The 25,492-nt window shown below is 41.8% G+C and carries 16 protein-coding genes; 3 read left to right on the top strand and 13 right to left on the bottom strand.

What is annotated here, in order from left to right; translation table 11 throughout:
• Nucleotides 1-278: 278 nt before the first annotated feature.
• The 9 genes from XMG48_RS05965 to XMG48_RS06005 all read right to left on the bottom strand — a co-directional run bounded on the left by XMG48_RS05965 (nt 279) and on the right by XMG48_RS06005 (nt 15,658).
• Nucleotides 279-722: a hypothetical protein gene (locus XMG48_RS05965; RefSeq protein ID WP_173481139.1), complete on the bottom strand. Its 444-nt coding sequence runs from the start codon at nt 720-722 to the stop codon at nt 279-281.
• A complete protein-coding gene (locus XMG48_RS05970) occupies nt 719-1,150 on the bottom strand; it encodes a hypothetical protein (protein ID WP_173481140.1) in 432 nt (143 codons plus the stop codon). Before XMG48_RS05970 ends, XMG48_RS05965 begins: the two co-directional genes overlap by 4 nt.
• A 23-nt stretch (nt 1,151-1,173) precedes the next feature.
• Nucleotides 1,174-1,695, bottom strand: a complete 522-nt coding sequence (locus tag XMG48_RS05975; protein ID WP_173481141.1) for a hypothetical protein — start codon at nt 1,693-1,695, stop codon at nt 1,174-1,176.
• Nucleotides 1,696-1,766: 71 nt separating this feature from the next.
• Nucleotides 1,767-4,955: a type I restriction endonuclease subunit R gene (locus tag XMG48_RS05980; RefSeq protein ID WP_173481142.1), complete on the bottom strand. Its 3,189-nt coding sequence runs from the start codon at nt 4,953-4,955 to the stop codon at nt 1,767-1,769.
• Between the two features lie 4 nt (nt 4,956-4,959).
• Nucleotides 4,960-6,177, bottom strand: a complete 1,218-nt coding sequence (locus tag XMG48_RS05985) for a restriction endonuclease subunit S (RefSeq protein ID WP_173481143.1) — start codon at nt 6,175-6,177, stop codon at nt 4,960-4,962.
• Entirely contained in the window at nt 6,174-7,769 is a 1,596-nt protein-coding gene (locus XMG48_RS05990; RefSeq protein ID WP_173481144.1) for a class I SAM-dependent DNA methyltransferase, read from the bottom strand. Before XMG48_RS05990 ends, XMG48_RS05985 begins: the two co-directional genes overlap by 4 nt.
• Before the next feature lie 101 nt (nt 7,770-7,870).
• Nucleotides 7,871-8,542, bottom strand: a complete 672-nt coding sequence (locus XMG48_RS05995) for a hypothetical protein (RefSeq protein ID WP_173481145.1) — start codon at nt 8,540-8,542, stop codon at nt 7,871-7,873.
• Between the two features lie 110 nt (nt 8,543-8,652).
• Nucleotides 8,653-10,602 carry a penicillin-binding protein 1C gene (gene pbpC / locus XMG48_RS06000; protein ID WP_173481146.1) on the bottom strand — a complete coding sequence of 650 codons (1,950 nt, stop codon included), beginning with the start codon at nt 10,600-10,602 and terminating at the stop codon, nt 8,653-8,655.
• Nucleotides 10,595-15,658, bottom strand: a complete 5,064-nt coding sequence (locus XMG48_RS06005) for an alpha-2-macroglobulin (protein ID WP_173481147.1) — start codon at nt 15,656-15,658, stop codon at nt 10,595-10,597. The genes pbpC and XMG48_RS06005 overlap by 8 nt, the downstream gene beginning before the upstream one ends.
• A 144-nt stretch (nt 15,659-15,802) precedes the next feature.
• Here XMG48_RS06005 and XMG48_RS06010 point away from each other — a divergent pair, with 144 nt between their 5' ends.
• Entirely contained in the window at nt 15,803-16,819 is a 1,017-nt protein-coding gene (locus XMG48_RS06010; RefSeq protein ID WP_173481148.1) for a hypothetical protein, read from the top strand.
• A 626-nt stretch (nt 16,820-17,445) separates the two neighbouring features.
• Entirely contained in the window at nt 17,446-18,627 is a 1,182-nt protein-coding gene (locus XMG48_RS06015) for a DUF4116 domain-containing protein (protein WP_173481149.1), read from the top strand.
• Between the two features lie 54 nt (nt 18,628-18,681).
• On the opposite strand, the gene XMG48_RS06020 is transcribed toward XMG48_RS06015, so the two are convergent.
• On the bottom strand, nt 18,682-18,834 hold the full coding sequence (locus tag XMG48_RS06020) for a carbon storage regulator (RefSeq protein ID WP_173481150.1): 153 nt from the start codon (nt 18,832-18,834) through the stop codon (nt 18,682-18,684).
• Nucleotides 18,835-19,705: 871 nt separating this feature from the next.
• A complete protein-coding gene (locus XMG48_RS06025) occupies nt 19,706-22,138 on the bottom strand; it encodes a plasmid replication protein, CyRepA1 family (protein ID WP_173481151.1) in 2,433 nt (810 codons plus the stop codon).
• A gap of 844 nt (nt 22,139-22,982) precedes the next feature.
• Between XMG48_RS06025 and XMG48_RS06030 the strand changes: the two genes are divergently transcribed.
• Nucleotides 22,983-23,717, top strand: coding sequence for a hypothetical protein (locus XMG48_RS06030; RefSeq protein WP_173481152.1), 735 nt, complete (start codon nt 22,983-22,985; stop codon nt 23,715-23,717).
• Nucleotides 23,718-23,889: 172 nt separating this feature from the next.
• On the opposite strand, the gene XMG48_RS06035 is transcribed toward XMG48_RS06030, so the two are convergent.
• Both XMG48_RS06035 and XMG48_RS06040 read right to left on the bottom strand, forming a co-directional pair.
• A protein-coding gene (locus XMG48_RS06035; protein WP_173481153.1) for an IS3 family transposase occupies nt 23,890-24,965 on the bottom strand; the annotation gives its coding sequence in 2 pieces (ribosomal slippage) (nt 23,890-24,716 and nt 24,716-24,965; 1,077 coding nt in all).
• 302 nt (nt 24,966-25,267) lie between these two features.
• Nucleotides 25,268-25,492: SMR family transporter (locus XMG48_RS06040; RefSeq protein WP_173481154.1), on the bottom strand; the 225-nt coding region annotated here is incomplete at its 5' end.

Raw genomic sequence — 25,492 nt, forward strand, 5'->3', positions numbered from 1 at the left:
TTAAGCCTTTTGGATATCAAAAATTGGGTTCAAAGGGTGAATACTTGCACATGCACCAGGATCCCTTTCAAATAACTCGACTATCTCCACTTCCGTCATTCGATCAGTGTCGTGAATAATCTTTTCACACTCTAAACAACGGAATTGACTATCCGCTTGACGATAGGCGATTAGGTCATTCTTTGTGATGTTCTTTGGACAATTGAGAGTCTTAATTAACCTTCCAGATGAGTTATAGAGCTGATTATCTATGATCTTAATCATACGGGGTGGCCTCATCAGTCCCTTTCTATTTCTGGTATGAGCAGGTGACTGACGAACCAAGAGAAAGCTGACCAATCTCGATAGCTCTTGAGCCGATCATGGACTTCCTCATCACGTTGGATGTCTCTAACAAGACCAAACGATAAGTAATCATCTACATCTCGCAGAAAATTGATTACGTCCCTCGTCTGAAGATCAAGCTGATCAATCTTGTTGATTGGTCGCTCACAGATGTCTGTCACCTCAAAGATCTTCAATAGGGAACCGAATTTTTCCAGATCCATACTCTGGGCGTTTTTAAGGTGCTGCTTGAGCGCAACCAAAGTCACGAAGGCAATAGCATGCCAGTCCTGATACCCATCGTACCTTCCAGCACCACCCATACGATGGAAGTAATCTGTGACTTCTCGACAGATATAGAACAGACCTTTTGACTTCTTACTATGGAGTTCGTTCATTCAGAGATTAGCTCATTAAGAGGAATAAGCTGCGAAATTTTAGGAAAAAGCCCAAATCCTCTCATCAGTGGCATCCCATATTCTGAATTTGGATCAAAGATCTCAAATTCATTTGCTAGAGCAACCCCAACCCAATAGCCATCGTAGCCTTCATCTTTCAGATTCTTCTTAACTTCAGAAAGATTCTGCGGAGGTTGCGCATTATTCGGGTAGCGAGAGAAGGAAACAATAACATAACTTATTTCACCGTTACGTTTTGACCAGATCGCGGGAATCGAACCAAGCTCTCTGTTGACCTGAAGTATTTCTGCACCATCAGAATGCAGCTTTTGAGCAACGATCGTAACAGCAGCGTGAAACACCTCAGCATCGGACATTTCTTCTTTTTGCTCAGGCGTTGCATTCAAAAAAACTTCAAAATCTTGCAATTGAAGCTCCTCTTTAGGTTTATTTAATTGAGTCGCTCGCTAACGTATTTATGATACAAGGCACTTAGAGTCTCATCAGGGAAGAATTCAAAATTTCCAAAATCAAAGACGTAACCTAAATCCCTAAGTTCCTTAAGGCGATCATTTTTTGAACGTGATATCGCGACATCGCTAAAATGTATACCCGCTTGCCCATGCGATTCACCCCGAAAGGAAACGACGCTTTTATTTAGTTCCATGAAATGGAAAGTCGGCATCTCATCGGCATACGCAAGCGTCTCAATCCGATTTGCTACCCAAGAGCGAATTTCTTCATCAGACAACCCGATAACTTCCTCTTTTTCGAAATAGTCGAGAATGTTGTCACCAACCAGAAACAATGAATCAACGTCAGTAGCGAAAATAAAATCATAGAGATCTTGATCAATCGTCCAAGCGTTTATTGATTCTTCATCTTGATTCAGTTCCTTTAATTTCTCAGCTACATCAAATCCAGATTCAAATCGCTCAACTAACATTGGCAACTCAATAGATAGGTCTTTCATTAGCCTTCGTCCAATTCTGATTGTCTAATAGCGCTATTCTCTCTTGATTGCCCGCAATCTAGACCGTAGTGCTATGAATAAACGTTTTGCGACACATTAGGGTACTTCTCATAAACATGCATAAAGACTTCGCCACACGTCTTCGGCCACAATTCTTCGTCATACGCTTCAGGAAGCTCGTCTAATACCTCTTCAATGAGGTTTTTAATACGAGCCTTAGTACGTTGCTTCTTGCGCCAATCAATAACCAATGCTTCCTGCATTTTCTCAATAAGCTGCTTAGCAATTATTTTTACTTGATCACGTTCTTTCTCGGATAAAACAACCTCTTGCAGAAGAAGGTCTACAACAGCTTGTTCCTCTTCAGTAAGACCACTGCGTGCAGCACGTCTATCTTCTTCGTCTAACTCTTTAATAAAGTCAGACAGTTTGCGGAAAAGCTCTTCTGCATTTGATGCACCAAGGTTGTACTCATCAATTATCTCTTGAAACTTCTCTTGGAGATCTTGGCGAGTTTTATTCTTTTGAACCATTGGCAACAATTTGCGTTCAATAATGTTCTTAAGTCGCTCTGCATCAGAAGGTTTAGGTGATGTGATTTTGGCAACCATCTCTGCAAGCGCGTCAAAATCTATTCCAGCAATATTAATTGGTTCTGGTAGATTCGGATGGATTGCGATAGTTTCAATAGACTCATCTAAGAGTTCGTTAACCTGATTACGCACCACATCGAGAACATCTTCATCATCGATACTTAAGCCCGATTTCTCGCGAATCTGTTTATAAATAACGTTGATGGCAATTCGCTGCGGGGTGAAAGCTGAAGCAGAATCATCAGGAAGTATCGCCTTAAAGATCCTATTGATCTGACGTAGGAAAGATATGAATTCACTCTTATGCTCAGGATCCATCAGAATTTCACTCGCTTCATCAAGAAGCGTCAGCTTAGTGAAGTCGTTCGTCGGAGCATCAATAATGGCTTTTAGATCGATCTTTCTCTTCAGAAGGAAATCGGTGACTTCAGCAATAGCGATACGTAATGCTGATAGGAGCTCACCTTTATCTTGGGCTGGTGAGTCCACATTACCCGAGCCACCCTCTACAGAACCGCCACCATACAAACCTAATGCTGACTGAAGAGCGCCAAATATATTAATGTAGTCGACTACCTGGCCTGCGGACTTACCTGGATACACTCGGTTAGCACGAGCGATGGTCTGCATCAAAGTATGACTCTTCAGCGGCTTATCAATGTAAAGTGTAGAAACTGCAGGAGCGTCAAAGCCAGTTAGCCACATTGCACAGACGAACACTATGCGTAATGGATCATCTGGATCTTTGAACTTCTCATCAAGCTTCTCTTTCAAAAAGCGTTCACGATGAGGTTTGTAATCAATCCCTTTCTTAGCCAGTTTCTCATCATCATTTTGACCACCTGATACAACCACAGCCATATCGACTGATTTCATATGTTCTAGCTGATATGAGATCCGATTCAGGCGAGATCCTGAGAGAACTCTTGCTTGAGTCTCTAACTGGGAAATTTTCTTCTTCCATGCTTTCTGAACGTAGTCATACATTCGAATAGTGGTAGCTTTATCAATAGAAACCACCATTGCTTTACCGAGGCGCCCATCATGGAAGGGTTCACGATTGATATAGTGCTGAACGAGATCTTCTGCGATATGTTCAAGACGGTCTTCACGAGTGATGATGTGGTATTGCTTGGCAAATTCGCTTTCCAAACGTGCTTCTTGCTCATCTGATAGATCTGCGTCATCAAGAATATCAGCTATCTGCGAACCAACATCATCACCCAACATCGTTACTTCAGGAACACGGTTCTCATAGTAAAGAGGAAGTGTCGCTCCATCATCTACAGCATCGGCGAAGTTGTAGATCGAGATGTAGTCACCAAACACCTCTCTGGTTTTTTCCTCTCCACTTAAAAGAGGTGTACCCGTGAACGCCATGAAGGATGCATTGGGCATCGACTTGCGCATGTTCATAGCGAGAGAGTCGTACTGACTACGGTGAGCTTCATCCGTAATTACGATAATATCGTCTCTCTCTGAGAGTATCGGGTAGTTACCCTGATCATCACCTTTGAACTTTTGAATAAGCGTAAAGATGAAGCGATGGTCTTCAGAAAGAAGCTGTTTTAGCTCAGTGCCTGACTCTGCCTGGCACTCTTCTGTAATCAATCCAGAGGCATTGAAGGTCTTATAGATTTGATCGTCCAGATCTGTTCGATCGGTCACAAGAACGAACGTCCAGTTACCCGTGTACTTACGAAACGCCTTGCGGGTAAAGAATACCATTGAGAAGCTCTTACCTGAGCCTTGAGTATGCCAAAATACGCCCAGCTGGCCTTTAGATAGCTTTTTAGACTGTAGTCGACCGTCAACTGCATCTAGTCCCTGGAGGGCTTGATTGACCCCAAGATACTGATGGTACTTCGCAACTATCTTGATCGTCTCTTTGGCATCAACATACAGGATGTAGTTTTCGATGATGTCCAGCAGACGATCTTGCTGACACACTCCTCGAATGACTACCTCTAAACTAACCTTTCGAGCCTCATCTTCAGACTCAATCTTCTTCCATTCAGCGAAGTGCTCCCACTGACTGGAGATTGTCCCTACACGGGACTGGATGCCGTTGGAGATAATGATGATCTGGTTATAAACAAACAGCTGAGGGATCGTATTTCGATAGTCACGAAGATTGTTCTTGTATCCGTTGATAAGCTCCCTGTGACTCGCCTTTAGCTCGATAAAGACAAGTGGCAACCCATTCACGAATCCCAGCAAATCTGGACGGCGAGTCTCAATCTCGCCAGTGATCGTCATTTGGCTGCAAAGAAGAAAGTCGTTATTACTAGGTTCGTTCCAATCGATGAAACGAACGGTTACATCCTCTTCACCTTCTTCATTGCTGATATAGTCGTAGCCATCCTTTAAAAGCGCATAGACCTCTTCATTGGCGGCAATGGGGCTCATAGCGCTTCGATCACGACTGATCGTATCGATAGCTTCTTGGATGATGCGTGGCAATACCGAAGGGTTTAGCCTAGTGAGCACTTGCCGTAAGCGTGTGTATAGAACAACATCGCTCCGCGTTTCACGTCCAAGGGACTCACCTTCAGCAGCCCCCTCCTCACCGAAGGTCTCTTCCCAGCAAGTGACAGTGCTCCAATTGAGGTCCCGAAAAAGATTAATGGCAGGCTGTTCGACTAAGGCATCTTCGGTGTAAGGCATGGGCTCAGCTCAACTCTATTTGGCCAGAGATTAGCTTCGGTAGAAGCAAATCTCGTTGGGAAACAAGATTTAAGTTGATCGATTCAAGTACAACAAGCTGATCAAAAATGGGATCGATTATTTCACTGAATTGCTTTAGATATTTGGTACTAGGGTGGAGAAGCTTAATATTCTCCATATCACTCTTGGTAACGGCATTGAAAATCGCCCCGTTACCGATGATATCTTCCTTCTGAAAAATGTGTTTTAACTGTTGGAACAAGAAGCTCTGAAAGCCTTCATTATGCTTAATAGAAGCGAGCCCACGTCCAATAGACACTTTTTCAGTAGAGATATTGAGTCGTCCAACAGGTGCACGGACACTAAAAAGAATATCTCCCTTCTCGGAAATCCTTGTTGGCTTGTTGCACCAAACACGAGCAACAGGGAATCGTTTCCCGTAGTCTTTTACTCCTTGATAAAAAGGGAGTCCATCTCCAACCTCGTTATAAAACTCAGATTTTGGAGATTGCCCCATTGTGAGACGACATACCTCCTTGAGAGTTCGCATCTGCCAACCATCGGGTAGCATTTCAAATGAGTAGCCGCTGCGATCAAGACCAGGGGCATTGAACTCAACAAACCACTCCCGATAGATCACTTGAGCCATCTCTTCGAGGATGGCGATGCGGCGGGTGTTGTTTTCAATGAGGAGGTCATAACTCACCAATGTTTGCCCAATCAATCGCTGAGTTTCAAACGGTGGAAGTGGTATTACGACGCTTTCAACCTGGCTAGGACTTACGTTCGCCTGACTTGCTGCCCCATGAGCAAATTGAGCTATCTCTCGTCTTACTGCGTCAGATAGCATCACGTAATAAAGGTAGTCAGTATCAACTATTTCTGGATTGGGAATCACTTTGCCAGCACGTTGATTCAAAAGAGCAGTAGGCAACGAACGAGGGTATCGACCTACACGGCCAACCACAGAGTTTGGTTGAGTGATGTGTGAGCCCGTAAGTGAAATTAAAATGTCACCTGATTGGACTCTAAATTTCGGATCAAGCGAGTCTAAGTATGTAGCTGCTACCGTCGCTGCATCGGAAATATCCGCCGTTCCAATCTTGATGTTCTTAATCTTTATGACAGGAACAACCCCTTCCAGCGTGAATGCTGCACTAGGGAACGCATAACCCGATATGACTTTCGCTAGAGACCCTATTTGGGCAGTTTGATAACTCATAGAGTACCCATGAGTTTTACTAAGTTTGTCTCAATCTGTTGCGACAAATGAATTGAACGGGCATTTAATTCAGAAAACTCCTCGCTAAGCTCTGAAATCTTCGCCACAAAATCAACATCACTTAACTCGTTTGAGCTCTCTGTTCCCACATAACGACCAGGACTGAGTGACCAACCCTGCGCCTCAATTTCATCAAATGTAGCCACCTTACAAAGACCTGCAATGTCTTCATAAGTGCCCGCCGCAAAGTGCGTCTCTACATTCCAGTCGCCTGTATTACCCTCATCGGGATATTGTTCTAGATAGGTAGTGTCAACTTTTGCGCCACGATATAGACGCACAATGTTGGCAATAAAATTAAGCTGCTCACTGGTGTAGTCCCGAACAGATCGATTCACTTGCCTAAAGATATTTCGGGCATCAATGAAGAGCACTTTCTTCTCTCGATCCGTACCAATTTTGGACTTATCAAAGAACCATAATGTGCATGGCAGGGTCACGGTGTAGAAGAAGTTTGATGACACTGAAATCACCACGTCCACCGCACCGCTCTGGATTAACTCCTTGCGAATTTCCATCTCTGATGCTCGAGCATCCGAAGCAGAGTTAGCCATAACGAAGCCAGCTCGACCCTTTTCGTTGAGGGCGGCATAGAACATTTGAATCCAAATGTAGTTACCGTTATCAACCCTCGGCATACCCCAGGGGAAACGGGCTTTGTCATCAGCTAATCGGTCTTTCTGAATCGCATCTACGTTGAACGGAGGGTTAGCCATCACGAAGTCAAACTGTCCCGCGCAGTTATGAATATCCTCGTAGTACGAGTTACCCTCTCTGATGTCGCCTTGAAGTCCATGTACTGCAAGGTTCATCTTGCTCAAACGAACAGTGTCACCCGTCTTTTCCTGACCAAAAATTGAGAGTTCATCAGAAGCATCCTTGTTGTGACCCGCCACAAAGTTGGCACAGCTGACGAACATGCCACCAGACCCACAAGCTGGATCGAATACTTTACCGTGGTATGGCTCCAATATTTCTGTAATGAGTCGTACCAGGCTAGAGGGCGTGAAGAACTCACCTCCACCTTGACCTTCACTCTTGGCGAATTCGTTGAGGAAGTATTCATAGATTCGCCCGAATACATCTGACCCAAGGCCAAAATCGATGGCTGCAAAGTTTTTCAGAAGGTCCTTGAGAATAGTATTGTCGAAGCGGGTGTAGGTCTTAGGCAGAGCATCTTTTATCGATTCGTTCTCGGCTTCGAGAGCCTTCATCGCTTCGTTGACTGCAAGACCGATGTTCTGCCCCTCAGGGAGTTTGAGTAGATTTGAGTAAAAGGCTTCATCAGGGACATACATCGCACCCTCAGCCTGAATCCGACTTTTGATGTCTCCACCGCCACGACGCCGTGATGACTGTTCACCCATTCGTTCTTTGGCATTTTCGAATCGAAACTCAGCATATCTAAGGAAGATAAGTCCCAGAATTGGACGGCTGTACTCTTGAGCTGTAAGACCAGTATTTGCTCGCAAGTTGTCAGCTGCTGACCAAAGTCGTTTTTCTAATTCGGCAATTTTTTTGAAGTCGGACACGTTGAAACCTGTGCATGAATTTTTACTTAGTAGATAGGATAGCTTATGAGAACCAGCAACCCAATGTCTAATCTTATCGACTTGATATAAGTTAGCGTTTCTTACCTTTTTAAATGATTTTTTAGCTCTATTTCAATCTGAGAAATTGCAGCTAAAATCCGTTTCGTCAAAGGATTTTCATCGCCTAGCTTAATATCATTAAGACTCGACCTTACCTTTTCAGCAAAGTCTTTATTTTCAAAATCTTGCCCTCCATGCAGTTTATCTGCAATAAAAGCATCAATGTCGATATGCAAAGTATGCGCACATTGACGCAATTCCATTGCTTTATTTTTAATATCTGCACCCCAAAGTGCTTCAGCCTCGAGAACAGCCATGTCGAATTGACGAATCGCATCCCCAACTGGATTCCATCTTTTACTGTAAACATGCGCCCAAGCGTCTGCGTTCTCTTTATTACTTACACTTTCCGAGCTATTGTAATTTTCTGGAAATTCATTCGACGAAACAAATGGTGAACGACAATATGCCAACTCATCTCTCAACTTATAAGTAGCTCTCATCAAATCACGCGCCACCTCAAACTCAGCCTTACCATGAAGTTCAGACTGCCATTTATTGATCCCTTTATAAGCAACTATTGCAGTTATACCAGCCGCTAAGGCAACCACAATATCTTTAACAATCGTAATCCACTCAGCGCATATCATAGAGATTTCAAATCCATTAAAAACGATGATTAAAAAGAATATTCTGATGACAATACATGCCATCTACTAGCATAGAAACACCAAGTTGGTTTCAAGGTTAATTACGCAAATAACAACCTAAGAACGAAGCGTTTTTTCATACTCAAATTTTTAAAAACATATACCTAACCAGATCAGTGTATTTCCACATAAATCTTATGATTTGTAATGCAGTTACCTACTCTAGCTGAAATTACATGTGCTCCAGGGCTATCAATTGGCAGTGACTGATCTTTTGCATTAGTTCTCTCACCGTCTAAATACCAAATCAAGCTATCAACGCTTGCACTTACTCGCATTCTATTACCTGTAATGACAACGAGCTCATCATTCTCAGGATACTGTATTAGCCTAGCGCACTCCTTGGGCTCAATGATTCTGAAAGACAATTCATTCTCTACGAACTGTGAATACTGAGGCTCATCGAGATCTAAGTTGGCTATCAAATCCTGTCCGATGGGAGCAGCAGATTTCACCCCTACCAGTTCATCTGTAATCTGATTATCAGCTGTACCCAACCATACGAGAACAATATGATCCTGTGTTACATAAATCGACCAAGCATCACGTTTGCCATTCGAGGTACCAGTTTTAAGTATGTACCTACGACCTGACGAATCAACCTGTGTCATTAATGAGAGTAGATCACTCGAGGCACTACTTGAGATCAATGGCTCTTTAAGCGAAGTATCACCTTCATTGCTAAAATTTATACTGGCGGATGGCTGCTCAGTTATCCCGAGATACAAATTAGCGATGTTCTCAGCAGTTAAGTAAAGACCTCCTACCGCAAGAGATAAACCTGGCTTATTGCTCTGATCAGAACTTAGTTCCAAGTATCGTCTTATCTGGTTGTCGACGAGCTCTGCACCTAATTGATTCAAAGTCTGTATTGCTGGGATATTCAGCGACTGAATCAAAGCATCCCTAAGAGTCACGTTGCCATGAAACCCATCATCAAAATTTGTAGGAGCATAGCCAGCAACTTGAATCTCACTATCTTGGAGAACTGAATTTGGTTTCAACAGGTTGCGATTCAACGCCATACCATAGATCAAAGGCTTTAATGTAGAGCCTGGGCTTCGAGGCGTAGTTAGGTAATTGATTGCTCCCTTCCTGACCTTGTTATGGTATCCCTCTGATCCAACATAAACTTTTACATCTCCAGATCTACGCTCTATAACCATCACAGATCCATTCACAAATTCTGGATACTTCTCAACATGACGTTTGAGAATGGACTGCGCTACAGACTGCCATTGATTGTTGATGGTGGTGACCAACTCTCCTTCACGAAAGCTCATGAGTCGATCTATGAGATGCTGATCGTTATAGGATAGTGAGCCTACACGAAGAGGCAAAGGCTCCTGAGTGGACTCTTTCAAACGTTCACGAGATAACCCGACATCACCAGCAATTGTATATAGAACCCGAGAGGTGGCTTGCTCCGCGATTGAGGGATGCTTATCAGGTCTTCGCGATTCTGGTGATTGTGGTAATGCAACAAAGAGGGCTGCTTCGCGATCAGTTAGGTATTTTGGATTTCGAGATAGCCATGCTTCAGACCCTGTAATAATCCCTTCTATATTTCCTCCATAGGGAGCGAGAGTGAAATAAGCTTCTAGGATTTGTTCTTTGGACCAGTGATACTCAATTTTAATGGCCACCGCCATCTGCTTGAGTTTAGTTAGAATAGTTTTCTTTGCTAATTCTGGATAAAGCAAACGAGCAGTTTGCATTGTTAGAGTAGATGCACCCGACTTAACTTCGCCAGATGTAATTAAATCCCAAGATGCTCTAGCTAAAGCTATAGGATCGACTCCTATATGACTCCAGAATCTTTTATCCTCATAAGCAACAAGAAACTTAACAAGCTTGGGATCAATGTCATCAAGCTTTGCAGGCAATCTCCAGTAACCATCCACACTCGTTCGAGATGCTAGAGGCTCTCCCTCTTCCGAATACACCTTATAGGATAAGTGGCTTAATCGGGATGGTGGTAATGGTTGGGACAGCCACAAAAATGAAGCCATCCCAAGAGTTGTAATTAGCGCAACCGAGAGCGCCGCCCAACGTTTATTCACCTACAGAAATTGATCCTGTTGTAGATGCACTGCGACCATTAATTTCAGGACGGTACATCAGTTCTGCATGGGCATCAGGGATAACCATTTCACCAGTGTAAACAGCTCGCACTTGGTAGTAAGCAGCGACCATATCACCTTTATCCCAAGATCTTGAGAAATTAGCTATGAAGCGATCGTCCATAGACTCAGACCAGTTTGGTTTAGCTCGATAAACCCTATCTAATACAATCTTCTCACCATCTTTATCGATAAAAAATGGATCAAAGCCAGCTTGTGTCTCAATCTCAAAACCAGTTGGCAACAAGTCGGTCATCATTAGATTCCCATACCCATGATCATCAGTTGGTTCGATTGCTACGATTACTGTAAACAAGTCACCCTGCTTAACGTTCAGTGGGCGCTGGTTATCATTAAAGGCTCTGCCATTTGCATCAACCCAAACTTTGCCTAGTTTGAAACCGTTATCAATGCTGTTGTCATGAGCGCGTCTACCAACAACTTCAGCATTGAGATAAACATCACCATCAACAGAGTGATCAAGTTCGAAACCTTGAGTGACTTTATCTTTACCAATAGCTACAGAATTGTCTGCAAGTACAGGAATACTCATACCATCAATTTTGATTGATAGCGCATCAAGCTTAGCCTGTTCTCCACTGAGTAAAGATGCAAAGTTTGCGTTATCCAGGGTAGAGCGATAATCAGCTGTAGCAAGTTTATTGATGGACTTAGCTACGTACTGGTTGATCGCATCAGAGCGTTCTGAAGCTGACAAAGCTCCTACCATGACACCTGAACGTGGGTACCAGTATCTAAGCTTATCGAGCGTCTCTCTTAAGCTTGATGGTTGGAACCAATCATCTGATCCATTGAACCAATCAGGTAATGACAAAGTTTCGCTCTCTTCAAGCAAAGCCTGCAATTGGATAGATAACGCATCTGCACGTTTCTGATCTTTGATCTGAATTGCTAGCCAATATCCTGCAGCAACCAAATCCAACTGCCTTCCTAGCCATTTATTGCCAGATAGTGCTTTGGGAAGTTGTTCGTCGATAGCATATCGAGCACGAGAAGTTACCTCGTAACCTGACTGAGCTAATACACCATAAGCATACATACCTGTCCAAGCATCTTCGAAGAACTGACGATCGATGTAATGAAGTGCATTCTTAATACTTTCATCAACCTTGCTTGTATCCTTTAGATACTTGCGAGAACTGATAAGGGTATCCACAGCATACGGAAGATATTCTAGTTCAACTCGGTCATTTCGATCCCAGTAACCAAAAGCGCCATTAGTTTTTTGCTTAGCAATAATTCGCTCTACGCCCGCAGCAATCTTTTCTAGAACGTCTGCTGACTCTTTGGTGTTATCGGCAGAAACAAACAAACCTCGAGTAACACTCGATGTCTGTTCTATACAGCCATATGGGTAACGATTTAGCGACTGAACTACAGAGTTCATTGAAGCACCTGGAAGCGGGCTTAGTGACCACAAAACTTCAGCATTATCAGTGTTACTGAAATCTGAAAGATCTAGTGCGCTAATAGACTGACTGTTTGAGAAAACACCATTCTCCAGCTTAACCGAGAACATTTTGGTTAACGGGTAAGACGGTTCACGAACAACGAGATTGTAATCACGATCGATCTTAGTGTTTCCATACTTGAGACTAAGATCGACTGGGATGTTACCGCTTGGCAGTGCATTCAAGCTGATACTCTGACTTAGCGGTTTGCCGCCAACGCTTCCTGGCAAAGTAGTCTCAGTTTCTTGCTCACCAACTTTCTGAGTCAGAGTCACCTGATCAATTGGATCATTAAAACGAAGTCCTAACTTACCTGATATTTTGTCTCCAGCACCGACAAAGCGAGGCAGAGATGTATCGATACTTATCTGATCTTGAACAGCAATATCAGCCTGCTCAAAGCCCACACCACTTTCACCTGCGACAATCACAACTGCTCTTAAACGTCCTTCAAAATCAGGCGCATCAAATGAATATGAAACAGACCCATTTGAAATATTTAATACTGGCGAACTAGCAATGACTGTTTTGAAGAAATCAGATTTAGCTACTGCAGAGCCTCCAGCCGCCTGGTCACCACCCACTCCGTATGCAGCGAGTGAATCATCTTGTTGCACTAGAGAACCGAAATTCGAGAGGAATCCGAGTGACAACTTTCTTGGTCCATAGAAGAACTTAGATGGATCTTCATTTGAATAACGAGTAATTGCGTGAATACCATCATCAACGAGGAAGATACGCGCCTTACCCGAATCAACATCAAGTTTAATCGTTACATCTGTTGACTCAGTTGAGCGCTGTTTGGCATCAACGACTATTTGAGTATCAATAATGCGATTATCTGATAGCTGTGAAATCCATTTGGTTCCCATCGCGATTTGAGGAAGGTGTTCCTGACCTCGCGTGATTGGTCTGATCAAAGTACCTAACACATGGAACCCTGGCTCAGCGTTTACCTTTGAAGGTACAAGGATTTCATTTTCACCCTTGGAAACTTCGTGGAACGAAATAGATTCGATATCACCTGTTGCTTCCATGAGACGAAGCTGCCCAGCAAAAGGCGCTTTTACTCGAACCTTAAGTTGACTCTTATTAACTCTTTCCGCAGAAAGAGCCAAATCAGTTGGTTCTGTAACGGGTTTATCTCCGTACCAGCCTGCCCAGAATGGAACAACGGTATTGAAGCCATCAGCACTTTCAATACTTAGTTCATATGCACCCCAACCAAAGGTTGTATCCAAAGCCAAAGTTTCAGAGTCTGAAGTACCTTCAGCAATGATTTCAGAACCTAAGCGAGTTCTTCTGTAACGCCAACCGTTATCGTAGTACCAGTTGAAGTCATATTCGACGCGCTGAAGTTTGTAGTTGTAGGTTTGAAGTGGCTGTTTCGTTCCATCGATATCAACGTTCACAACTTTGAACGAAGGTGAAGCACCATCACTTAACGCACCATCAAAGAGAGTTTTTGCTCCGAGATAACTTGAATTGGTATCAAGTGGAACATCAAGAACTGCTGTATTGGGTCGCCCACCGATATCGAACGTTGAGCCTTTTATACGAACAGAATAGATACCACTCTTAGCGTATTTTTCTGCATCGATAGTGAGCTTAGCCGTGTAGGTACCGTCATCACCTAACACGTTATCATCATAAGAATTAAGCGCATCATTAGACGCAGCCTCGTTGAGGCCAAAATAGTAACCACTCAATTCAGGATTAGAGTGTGAGGATTTTCTAATTAGAGACGTCTGCACTTCTGCTTTCAAGCCAGCAGCTGCGCCGCCTGAAAAATACGAAGACTTCAATTCGAAATAGTTATCAGTCGTTGCAATCCAAGGGCTTGGGATTGATAGCTTGGTCTCAATAGTCAAAGGAACAAAGTCCTGAAGCTTTATTTCATGAGAAGCCAAAACGACTTCATCCATTCCCAAAACGCGTAACTCATATTTACCTAGACGAGCAGAATCACTGAGAGGAATGGTTCCAGAATTGAAGCCTACATCTCCACTATTAATAACTTCGGTGTGAACGACCAGACCCTCTGGATCTCTCAATTCCACTTTGAAGTCTTTATCGGACAAAGCGTTTAAAGAAGTGTCACGAGCAATGGATAAAAACTCTACCTTTTCTCCAGCTCGGTATAATTTTCGATCAGTTGTGAGGTATACATCACGGGAATCCTTTTTCTCTTCCCCGTTCTGACCAACGCTTAAAGTATTTCCTTTAGCTTTGAACTCAACAAGGGCTATCTCGTTATGGTTACGTTTAGCGATCAGATACTTGGGTGCATGATCACCATTGCCTGCGATTAGTTTAGATGGAATCGATGCCAGGCCATTTCTGTCTGACTTGCCCTCGAATAAGACTCGATTATTCCCTGCAAGGACAGTTACCTCAGCGTCTGAGATAGCAGATGTCGTATCGAACTCTGATAGCAGAACTTTAGTGCTTTCAATTCCGTGATAAGTAGAAACAGCGATATTTGAACGGATTAACCATTGAGTTGGTCGAGTCTGATAATTACTTAAACCCAGCGCCTCGGATTCGAAGATAGCAACATATAGACCTGGCTCATCAACTGGAATCATCTTAGAAAGATCTAAGTTAATTTTCTTACCTACATTAGGCTCAACAGAAACTGGAACTGTGTAGCTTCCAACTTTTAACCCAACATTGTTTTCAAAGCCCTTAACATCATACCCATCAAGTGATTTGAAATTGTAGTAACCAGAGTTAATGCTTCGAAGATCAACTTTAAAGATCTGAACATCGATCTCTTTCAAATTTGTAACAGTGATTGGTACCAATGCTGTTTGCTTGGCTGGAAGTATGGTTTGGCCACTAGAAATATTGATGCTTGCAGGCTTAGAACCAGTTTGAGCCCAAGAGGTAATCTCTTTGTCTAGCTGGAATGGCTTACATTCTTCAGCAGTACAACTGACAACTGAAAGACCTGATAGAAACTTAACTGAATAAGTCGAATCGTATTCTAAGCCTTGAATACATAGATCAGTGCTACTGCGAGAAAATCGCTCATAGCTCATGTCTTGGTAATAAAGCTCTGTCTTGGGTGCGATGAAGTTTGCATTGACGCGATTGCCATCACTAAAAACCTGGATGTACTTTGCAAGATCTTCAGATTCAGGATTTAAACGTGCTTTGTCGGTCGTCCGATACAGTGTCGAACAGACCTGAGCATTACCACCCTTCGATGGCACAAATTCAAATGGCGTTAACGATAAGTTTGAGTCTTGAATTGTCTTTTCAAAGTTCGCAGCGTCAGCAGTAAAGACCTCTCCACCTTTTAAAAAGGTGATTAATTTTCCACTCTGAGCCACTGATGATGGAACATCGTTTATACCAAGCACTTCGACTATCGAACCAACTGTTAACAATTGGTCACCTAAAGCCTTAACGGGCTTAATCACAACATACTGATCCATTGCTGAAACGTTAATGCTAGTAGCGATTATGCCTGTCGTAACAAGCGATAGAAGGGCTGACCGAATAGATAACCAAGACATGACTTTAGCCTTTTTAGATAAATCTATTTAACTATACCTTGAGAAAGCCTAACCTAGTATTAATAGATTTAAGTTAATTGAGCTGTGTTAGCTGATGTAAGGTTAGCCACAGAATGTAATCGCCTTGAAAAGAGGAAGTAGAGTTTGAGACGTTATCTAGCATTATTATTTTTCTTACTTTATTCATTTAATTCTTATGCGAGCACAAATCCGTACCTTACCCTGAAGCAGCAAGAAATTATTGAAATTGTACTTGGCACGGGAACTCTGTTGACACGTGAAATGCATACTGAGTTCTGGGCAGAAGTACCTAAAGACATAGACCTTACAAGCCCTTCGTTCAAAGGAACTTACAACAACTATATTGAAGATATCGCAGGGCTATCCTTGAAATATCAACGAGAGCTTTGGACCTCAGCATTGAATTCAATCCGCGCAGGACGAGTTGTAAAGACCCCTAATTACGAAAAGACATTTCAAGAACTCTATTACTCTGGAAAAATTCCAAAAGAATTTGATGTAAGCGAATTTGCCGCTAAAGGAGAGCGCTACCTTCAAGCCGCAGCTAATAGAAGTCCCATTGAGCTCAAAGGACAAAAAGTATTTGTAACTGAGGAGCTTGTTCAATCTGCTCTATCAAGGATTGATTCAGGGTTGGCAAATGCTAAGAGACTACTAAATCCTGTCTGGACTGATGAAGAACATGAATATATCTACTCAGCCTCAAAGCTAAAAATCCTCAGCGACTCGCCTTTCCAAGAAAGTAGCCAGGAGCTTCAAGCCAATGGAGTGACCGTAACCATTAGATCTCTTCAGAAAATGGTTAGTGAGAATCTTTTTATTGGCTACAACACTGCATTTTATCCAAGAAGTATTAAGGCAAATATTGATGGAGCTCTTATTGGTTCAATTGCTGAAGTAGAAAGAATGTACCGTCTTACCCCATCCCCACGAGTCTTCACTTCCTGGAGAGGCTACAAAACTTTAACTAGTAGCTACACTTTCAGAGATGGTGCTGATGATATGTACTTATCTATACACGCTTCTTTTATTCCTGAATGGAACGGCATGTTTCAGGTAATTACTGTTTCAATGAATGAAAGCGCTGCAGGAGAGGTGCTTTTGGAGCAGTCGTTATTCAGAACACAGATATTGCGCTAAATAACCCTTAGTAAAAAGCCTTCCGAACAGCGCCAAATTCACGGTGAATACATTAATAAAAAATGACTTTAATTACAGAAAGTGGATGTTCCAATTTGAGTACATGTGCTTGATCCACCCCCGAATGAGTTAAAGCTACTACCGCCGATCTGCGTACTAGTTCCTGACTGCCCACCAAAGTTATGAAAGGTACTGCCTCCAATGTTAGTCGAGGTACCTGAACCTATATCGGTATTATGGAAAGTAGTCCCACCAATTCTAGTGCTTGTGCCATTAATGTCTCCACTATGAAAAGTTGTCCCACCAATGTTGGTAGAAGTATAGCTGGAACCATCAGTACAGTTAGTGAATGAAGAACTTCCTATTCGATTTGTGGTACAACCAGCAATAGCTTCATAAGAAACAACACTCAGCGTGCACATTAATATTAACGCTTTCATTTTTACACCCCCTAAATCCTAAATACATATTTCTATACTAAAAACCATATATAGTCCACGAATAATTCTAAGACCATTCAAAAATTCGACACCTAGCTACTAGTATACTTATACCCCCTGGATAACTGATCTATGTTTATGGTCTAATCAAAATCATACTAAGTGAATACAAGGTTTGAGGATTTTATGTCATCTTGGAAGAAGAACGGATTTCTTAGACTGGCAGTTTATGTGCTTTTAGCATTAGGACTTACCTATTTGAGCGACAATTACAAAAACTGGCTGGGGAAAACTGCACTATATTTATGGGTAGTTTTGGTAGGCTACGTAGTAATTTTTGAGGTGATTTTACCTAAATTTAGAAAAAGTCAGCATACACATAAAAATGCTCATTTTTGGGGTCGCCAATACGCGGTAATGACAGATCCTGAAACCTCACCAACACACTCGTACGATCCTGAATTCAATTACATTGTTCTTTCAGAAACCGAATCTGACGAACAATATTCTGGAACAGAGGAAATTCTGCACCCTGAGAATTTGATTCAGCCATCAGATGAATTACTTCAAAAACTTAAAAATGACGAATCTATAACTGCTAGCGAATTCATTTCTTTAGTATCGTATTCAGATCAGCCATCCATGCTATTTCAGCGTTTAATAGAGTCGGATCAATCAGATAGAAATGTAATTAAAGCTGGCGTGACGAACATGGGAACTTTTCTTCGATACGTACCAGAGGTGTTTCAGGATGACCCCGAAATTGTAGATCTTGCGGTCAAGAATGGTTGTAATGCATTTGATTTCGCATCTACACGATTACGTTCAGATAAAGAAAAATGGGCAGAAGTATGGCCAGAAATGAGAGGGATGTTATTCGACAAGAACTTCTCTCAGCTTACTGATAACGATGACTCACTTATCTTTTGGGACCGTCTTATTGAAGTAATGGCTCATGAGGGTTTTGATTTCGCAGAAATGAATGCTGGAGATGTAGCGGGCTTCTTTGGTAATGGATTTACTCAGACAATTTGTCATTACAAACACGTTTATGTCGAAACGCCCGAGGGCCAAAAAGCATATGATCCTAGTTCATACAATGGCGAAAACATATTTGTTGAGCGCTTAGTAAGAATCTATTTTAAATTCATAACCAATGGGAACTTTGATGATCAACCATTCATTAGAATGACCCACCAGATCCCTGGTTCAGCCAAAGGATTTGATGCTCTGCCTAAAGGCTCTTTAATAGATCTTCGCTGGTACGACAATTACACCCATTCAGACAACCCAACAGTTCACCCAGTATTTTTTGCTCGGTTATGCTGGGACATCAAAGGCTTCTTACCGAATTTTCAAAGCAATTGATATCGGTTGACTAAGAAACATTATGGAGGGAAGCGGATGCTTCCCTTCTTGATATCAATCCAACAGTTCTTTGCGAACAATCGGCACATCCTTCGGCGCTTCAATTGCCACTTTGATTTCGCCACTAGCGGTCTTTGATACGACGACTTCGATGTTGTCGCCAATTAAGATTGTGTCGTTTTCTTTGTTGCGGGTTAGTACAAGCATTTTGATCTCCTTATCTCTGCTTACCACTTAAAAGTAGTCGAGATCTCGGGAAATACAAATTTGAATTCAAAGTATTCGTAACGAATACCCAAAAAAGTCTAAGCTAACTATTCGTTACGAATAATTCCATTGCCAACGCTACCAACTATTCGCAACGAATAGTTAATGATTCTCTTTGATAAAAAGGAATCAAGCCTTCCACTGGGATGACAGTAACTGAGCTGCCGAGCGGTATTATCGTTTGAATACATGCGTAAATCTGTGAAGCTAGTTATTGATACACCAAAGTATTCGCAGCGAATACCCAACAACTATAATGCTAACTATTCGTTACGAATAATCGATCATCTTCTTAGCCAAAGTGCTAGCCACGCTTTCACCTATATTATTCGCTACGAATAATTCTACAGCGACGTTTCCAACTATTCGTTACGAATAGTTAGTGATTTTACTTAGCTCTTGTGGATTCAAATCACCCGCAGGCTGATGTTTTACTAGTAGGCTAAGATGTATTCTCGTCTGAATTCAATCCCAGAGCAGCTAAGCTAGTTACTAATGTAAGATGTTATTCGTAACGAATAATCTTACAGAACTGACATCCAACTATTCGTTACGAATAATTCTATAGGCCACGCGACTAACTATTCGCAGCGAATAGTTAATGATTCTCTTTGTTACCAAGGAATCTAGCCATCCACTGGGGTCACAGAGACAGAACTGCCGAGAGTATTATCGTTTGAATACATGCGTAATTCTGTGAAGCTAGTTGTTGATTCACCAAAGTATTCGCAGCGAATACCCTGACCTTCCCCCCCAACAAAGACGAGGCAAAGTATTCGTTACGAATAGTTCAAAACAGCCCAACAACAAATTATTCGTTACGAATAACTGCTCTGCTCCTAGCTCTTCGCTCTATGATATCCATCATTCGATCATATGAAACATCATTCAAGATGTACGACCTTTTGTCTTCACGGTTTTGCTTTGTGACCAAATCGAGGTTGAAGAACTTCAAAAGTAGCTTCTTTACTGTTCGCACGGGGTGAGATGAATTGCGCCATTTCTCAGTTACCTTAATCTCGCTGATCAAGTTGAACTCGTTCCAGTTATCACAAATTGAATTCAATAAATCGAATGCATGTTCACTAGTAAACGATCCTTCACCGCTCTTCAGATCTAGGTTGAGAGTATCTTTAAATAGGTCGAAAAACTTCCTTTTGGAAGCAACGTAACTTCTACTCAGGATGTCACGATGGGAATCCATTTCTAATTGAACCTTGAGATCAGAGCTACTCATCAAAGCGATTTCAATATTCTCTAGCTTTTCGACTAGCGCCCCCCTACTCCAAAGATTCAAATCTTCTTCAGCAAGATCATTTGAGGCCAACTCTTGTTTCATATCCTCATATTCAGAAAGATATGCAGAAGAAGCAACTAATGAGTTTTCGTCAAACTCATAACCATCAGAGTTGTTGATTATTTTGAGCATCTTTTCGCGGTACAACGCATCAACCAACTTTGTTGCAGAGTTCAGAATGCTCTTGCCATTTTTGCTATCCACTTCACTGTATTCATCAATTAATACTTCAAATCCATCTTCTTCAGCATTGCTAACAAAAGCAGGGATAAAATGGTTTCTCAAAAATGCGCTGTGTGATCTGATTTTCACTGCGATGTCCATGAAGTCTTTGTCCTCAAGGTCCCCATTCTGAACATCAACTTCGTTAGCATATCCAAATTGAGTAGCCTGAATTCCCGCCTCGTAACGGTCTCTTTGGTAGCTTTCAGATTCCGCTCCGAAATCACGGTAAATTGACCCTTTGACTCCAACTTCAAGAACCTTAGCAGCCCTAATTCTGCGCAACATTTGGATGGCATCCGATGGGCTCACGACACCACTGAAAAGACCAAATACTCGTGAGAAATGATTATTGGTAATTGATAAGTTGGAGGTAATCACAGGTGAAAAAATCACGACATCATATTTCTTTGATTCACGATTTGGATTCTTAATGAATGCCTTCTGCTGCTTGCCGTTGATGTTGTCTGAGGTAACCAGGAGAACTTTCTTCTTATAAGTGTCTTGAACCTTTGCAGCCAAGCCTACTGCAGTCTCTTTGTTATCAATTGCTAGGATACAAGTCTCACCATTGTGAACAGCGTTCAAAAATTTAGAGGACACTGCTGAGTAATCCCCAACCCTTATTTGTATATCAGTATGCGCCCTAGGCATCTCGATAATTGTTACGTCATCCCTACCAGATCGATGAACAAAATCGAGTAATGTATCGTCCGCATCAGCATCGGCAAGAACCGCAACATCTGTTGAGTTGATTGTTTCTTTGAGTTTATTGAATACCTCTGCTCTTCTTTCAACTTTGGATTCAAAAATATGATTCAAAGTTTGAGTAGCTTCATCTACAAAAACAAAATCGAGATCTTTGGTGGCAGGCTGCAAATTCCATTTAACCAGGCTATTTACAACCACATTTAGAGCACTAACTTCTGTCTCAGTTTCAGGGGTTACCGACTGGTAATGTATTAACCCCTGAATACCAGATAATCCCTCATTGGCTGCAATAGAGCGTCTATGGGAAATATGAATCGCTTTTTGAGCATTCCCTACTGCACTTGAAAGCAGCGGGTAAATCAATTCGAAGCTTTTACCTGATGCTGTTGGAGCTTTAAGAATTACCACGCCTCGCTTGAGCTCTTTGATGTATTCATATGCGTCTTGGATCGATGAGATGGTTAGCTTTTCTGGATGGTTAATGCGTTTGCCTTTTCGCACTTTGTCATCAATGTGCTTAATAGCTGCATCCAGATGTGACTCAACTTCTTCGCGGATGAGTTGATCGTTTGAATTCAAAATATTGGCGACAACTTGGTTACGGGTAAATCGAACAGGAATCATGTCTGCGAATAGCTTTGCTATGAAAGCTAGATCGATATCATCAACTGATTTGAATTGATTCTTATAGAGCTCTTGCTCTGATCTTCGGGTTAGATTTTTACTGCAGAAGAGAGTGCTTTCATTGGCAACAAGAACGTCAGTTTTGTGCTCAACAAGAGTGTCGATTAGAGGAGCAACCTCTTCTCGATTTTTGACCACAAGAACGCGGTCATAGCGTTTGTAGGATTCAGTAATTCCTGCAATGAGATCGGCCATATCGCTTGACTCATCTGCGTGGTGATTCGAATCAGGCGCCATCTTTCGAAGGAGATCTTCTTCTGATGACATGTAAATTGTATTTCTTTTTTCAGCGGCTCCTTTAGCTGCTTGCGAATATGTGTAATAAAGCATTTTTCTACTTACCTTTTTCTAATTAAACATTTGTTTCCTCTCTCTTGTTTAATCTCTCAGAATTAATATTATAATTATTAATACTAAATTACAACTATTATTTATTTTAATTTTATTAATTATATTAATATTACTATTTATTTTGTCCGATACCTGCCGATCTAATTAAACAAACCTATGCGTTACAGAGTTTTGGGATTGAAATAGGCATTGAAGCCACGCTGAAGCGAGCTTGCTGAATATATAGGAGAAACCTATGGAGTCTTGAATTCCACAAAAACGAAGAGACCAACCATTTAAGGAAATGCGTATGTAACACATACGATGATTACTTATAAAAAATCGTATGTGTTACGAGAGATATGAAATTTTATGTGGATCTGAAGTATCCATACGTGTCTCTTCAATGCACCTCTCTCTGAATTGAATCTAAAAGTGATATGGAACACACCTATGGAGCAATTAACTCCAAAAGAACTAACAAATTTCGAACGTTGCACAAAATAAAGTGGGTGTAACACATACGATGCTTACTTATAAATAATCGTATCTGTTACATCCTTTGGATTAAATTTTTATGTGGATTGGAAATAGCCATTCTGGGGGTATAGTTGCTACCTAATTGCATATTCCTCACAGCGAAAAGAGATTCTTTATCCTCATTAAATTACTCGCCTAGTATCTAAGGTAGTAAATCACACCAGCCTTCCCCATAACTAAGTGTTTTTTGGATGTAAGAAAATTTTGACGTTGCAATGTGCAATGTTATATTGCTTATTGATATTGACTAATGCAAATAGATATGTAATGCTGGTAACATAGTTAAACAATACAGGAGCAAACTATGACTACTACATTCACCAAAGAATTCGAAAATTTCATAAACCCAATCGACATCAATGAGATTCAGGAAAGAATAATCCCCTTTGACGGATTAGCACTTTCATTAACGATCTCCAAGGATAACGATGGTTATTTCGTTGAGTGTGATGAAATAGGCTTGGGTCTGAGTGTCTGCATCAACGTTAACGGCTCAATAAATATTGAAAACACGGGCGAGCGTGAGCGCTATATAGGCTTACAAATTTTGAATATAAAAGGACTGACAGAAGCTGAAACAGATGCATTCAGTGAACCAAGCAACCTCGGCAGTCAACTGTTGGGAGTTGTCACACAAATGCTTCAAGATCATGTTTACCGTTCACTTCACGGTAATGACATCACCCTGAAAGCGGCATTTGAATCAATGCATGATCAGGTTACAGTCACCGAGCTAAGCAATAACGTTTACGAATTCGAATTTGGGGGCAAAAAGGTTGAGAGGCACTCAGTTACCCTTCGCCACGAACTACAGTTGAAAGACATTTGGCACCAACTGGAAAATTTCATTGAAGCAAATGAGGATATCGTATTTAGCATAAAGCTAGCTGAGCTTGGGATAACTAAGGCGGATTTAGCTCATGCGCTAAACTACAACCCATCAAGTTTCTATCGACTGTTAAACAAAAAAGATGCTTACATCCCCTCGTTTGTATGGCTTGCACTTGATGGTCTGAAATACCGACAGGAGAACAAATAGTATTGAGAAACCAGTTACTCACCACTTTCACATCTTAACCTAATTTAAAAGGCAACATCGCTATTCAGTGCTCTGCAACATTTATCTAGTGGTCTTGTGACAAGATTTTTGAATTATAGGGTGATTATTGACCTTTCCCCTTAGTTAGTACCACTTCTTCGATGAGATTTTGCTAAGCAGCACGCTTAGCGAATTCCTCTGGTGGCACATAGCCAAGTGCACTATGTGGTCTTACTTTATTGTAATGATCTCGCCATAAATCGATCTCATATCTTGCTTCATCCAGCGTTCTAAACCAATGCTGATTTAGGCATTCGTTTCTAAATTTGCCATTCAAGCTCTCAACAAAAGCGTTTTGAGTGGGTTTGCCTGGCTGAATAAATCCTAGCTGCACAGCTGTCTCTTTGCTCCAAAAGAACATCGCCTTGCTAGTAAACTCTGTTCCGTTGTCACAAATAATCTTTTTAGGCTTGCTACGTGACTCAATCAGCTCCGATAGGAATCTGGCAACTTGTCGTCCACTGATTGATATAGAGACCAACTGCCCAACCATCTCTCTTGAATAGTCATCGACAACATTCAAAACCCTAAATCTGCGTCCGCCAGCTAATTGGTCGGCTACAAAATCCATGGACCAACGCTGATTTACTTCAGTAGGCACCTCTAGAGGCTGTCTAGGACGAGTTAGCTTCTTACGCTTCTTAGTTCTGACCTGAAGTCCTTCTTCCGTATAGAGGCGATATGTACGCTTCTTGTTAATGACTAGTCCCTCAGTCTTAAGAAGACTGTGCAACATCAAATAACCGTAAGCTGACTGCTTTGCAGCCAGTTCTTTTAGCCGATCCCGAAGTGCTGAATCATCAGTTGGCGTGGCCACATATCGAAAGCTCGATCTGCCTAAACAAGCCAGTCTGCAAGCAGCTCTTTCACTTAAGTTATGATGTTCAATCAGATGTGTGACCACCTCTTTACGCTGAGCGGTCTTTACCACTTTTTTGAGAGAACATCCTTCATAGCATCGACCTCAAGTAACTTCTCCGCTAGAAGCTTCTTGAGTTTATTATTTTCAGCTTCAAGCTCACGAAGGCGTTTGGCTTCGTTAACCTCAAGACCAGCATATTTACTTCGCCAGTTGTAAAAGGTTCCAGCTGATACATTTAGCCTACGGCAGATGTCATCTACCTTGGCTCCTGCCTCATGCTCTTTGATCGCCTTAATGATCTGTTCTTCGGTGTAACGCTTCTTCATATCGAGATCTCCATCCCTTTAGGTTAAATGGAAATCTCATCGAGGTCATGGTCTAGTTTTTGGGGGAGAGGTCAGGGCATTTCGAAAAGACTCTAAAGAACCGTTAAGCGAGAATTAGAGCGTAGCTTAACGGTCAAATACTATCAAAACCATCTCTCCTATGAAGTCTGAATGAGCGGTCAAAGACGACCCAAAGCTGACATTAACGCCTTGCTAGGTGGCCTGAAAAGTAGCTATAACTGCCCCTCTTAGCCAGGTATAGCAGACGCAGTACACTTGAGTAACTTATTAGATGCACTGGATTAATGTGCGCTAGTTTTTGAAAGCAAGTTGAGAACAACAACGCCACTAACGATTAACCCCATCCCAACATATCCCCAAAGGTCAAGTTTTTGACCGTGCATAAACCATGCGACTAGAGTAACTAAAACTATGCCAAGCCCTGACCAAATTGCATATGCAATACCAACAGGGATTGATTTCAGAGTAAGTGAAAGTAAATAGAAAGCTGCGCCATAACCAATAAT

Source organism: Marinobacterium sp. xm-g-48, from assembly GCF_013282925.1.
Taxonomy (GTDB): domain Bacteria; phylum Pseudomonadota; class Gammaproteobacteria; order Pseudomonadales; family Balneatricaceae; genus Marinobacterium_E.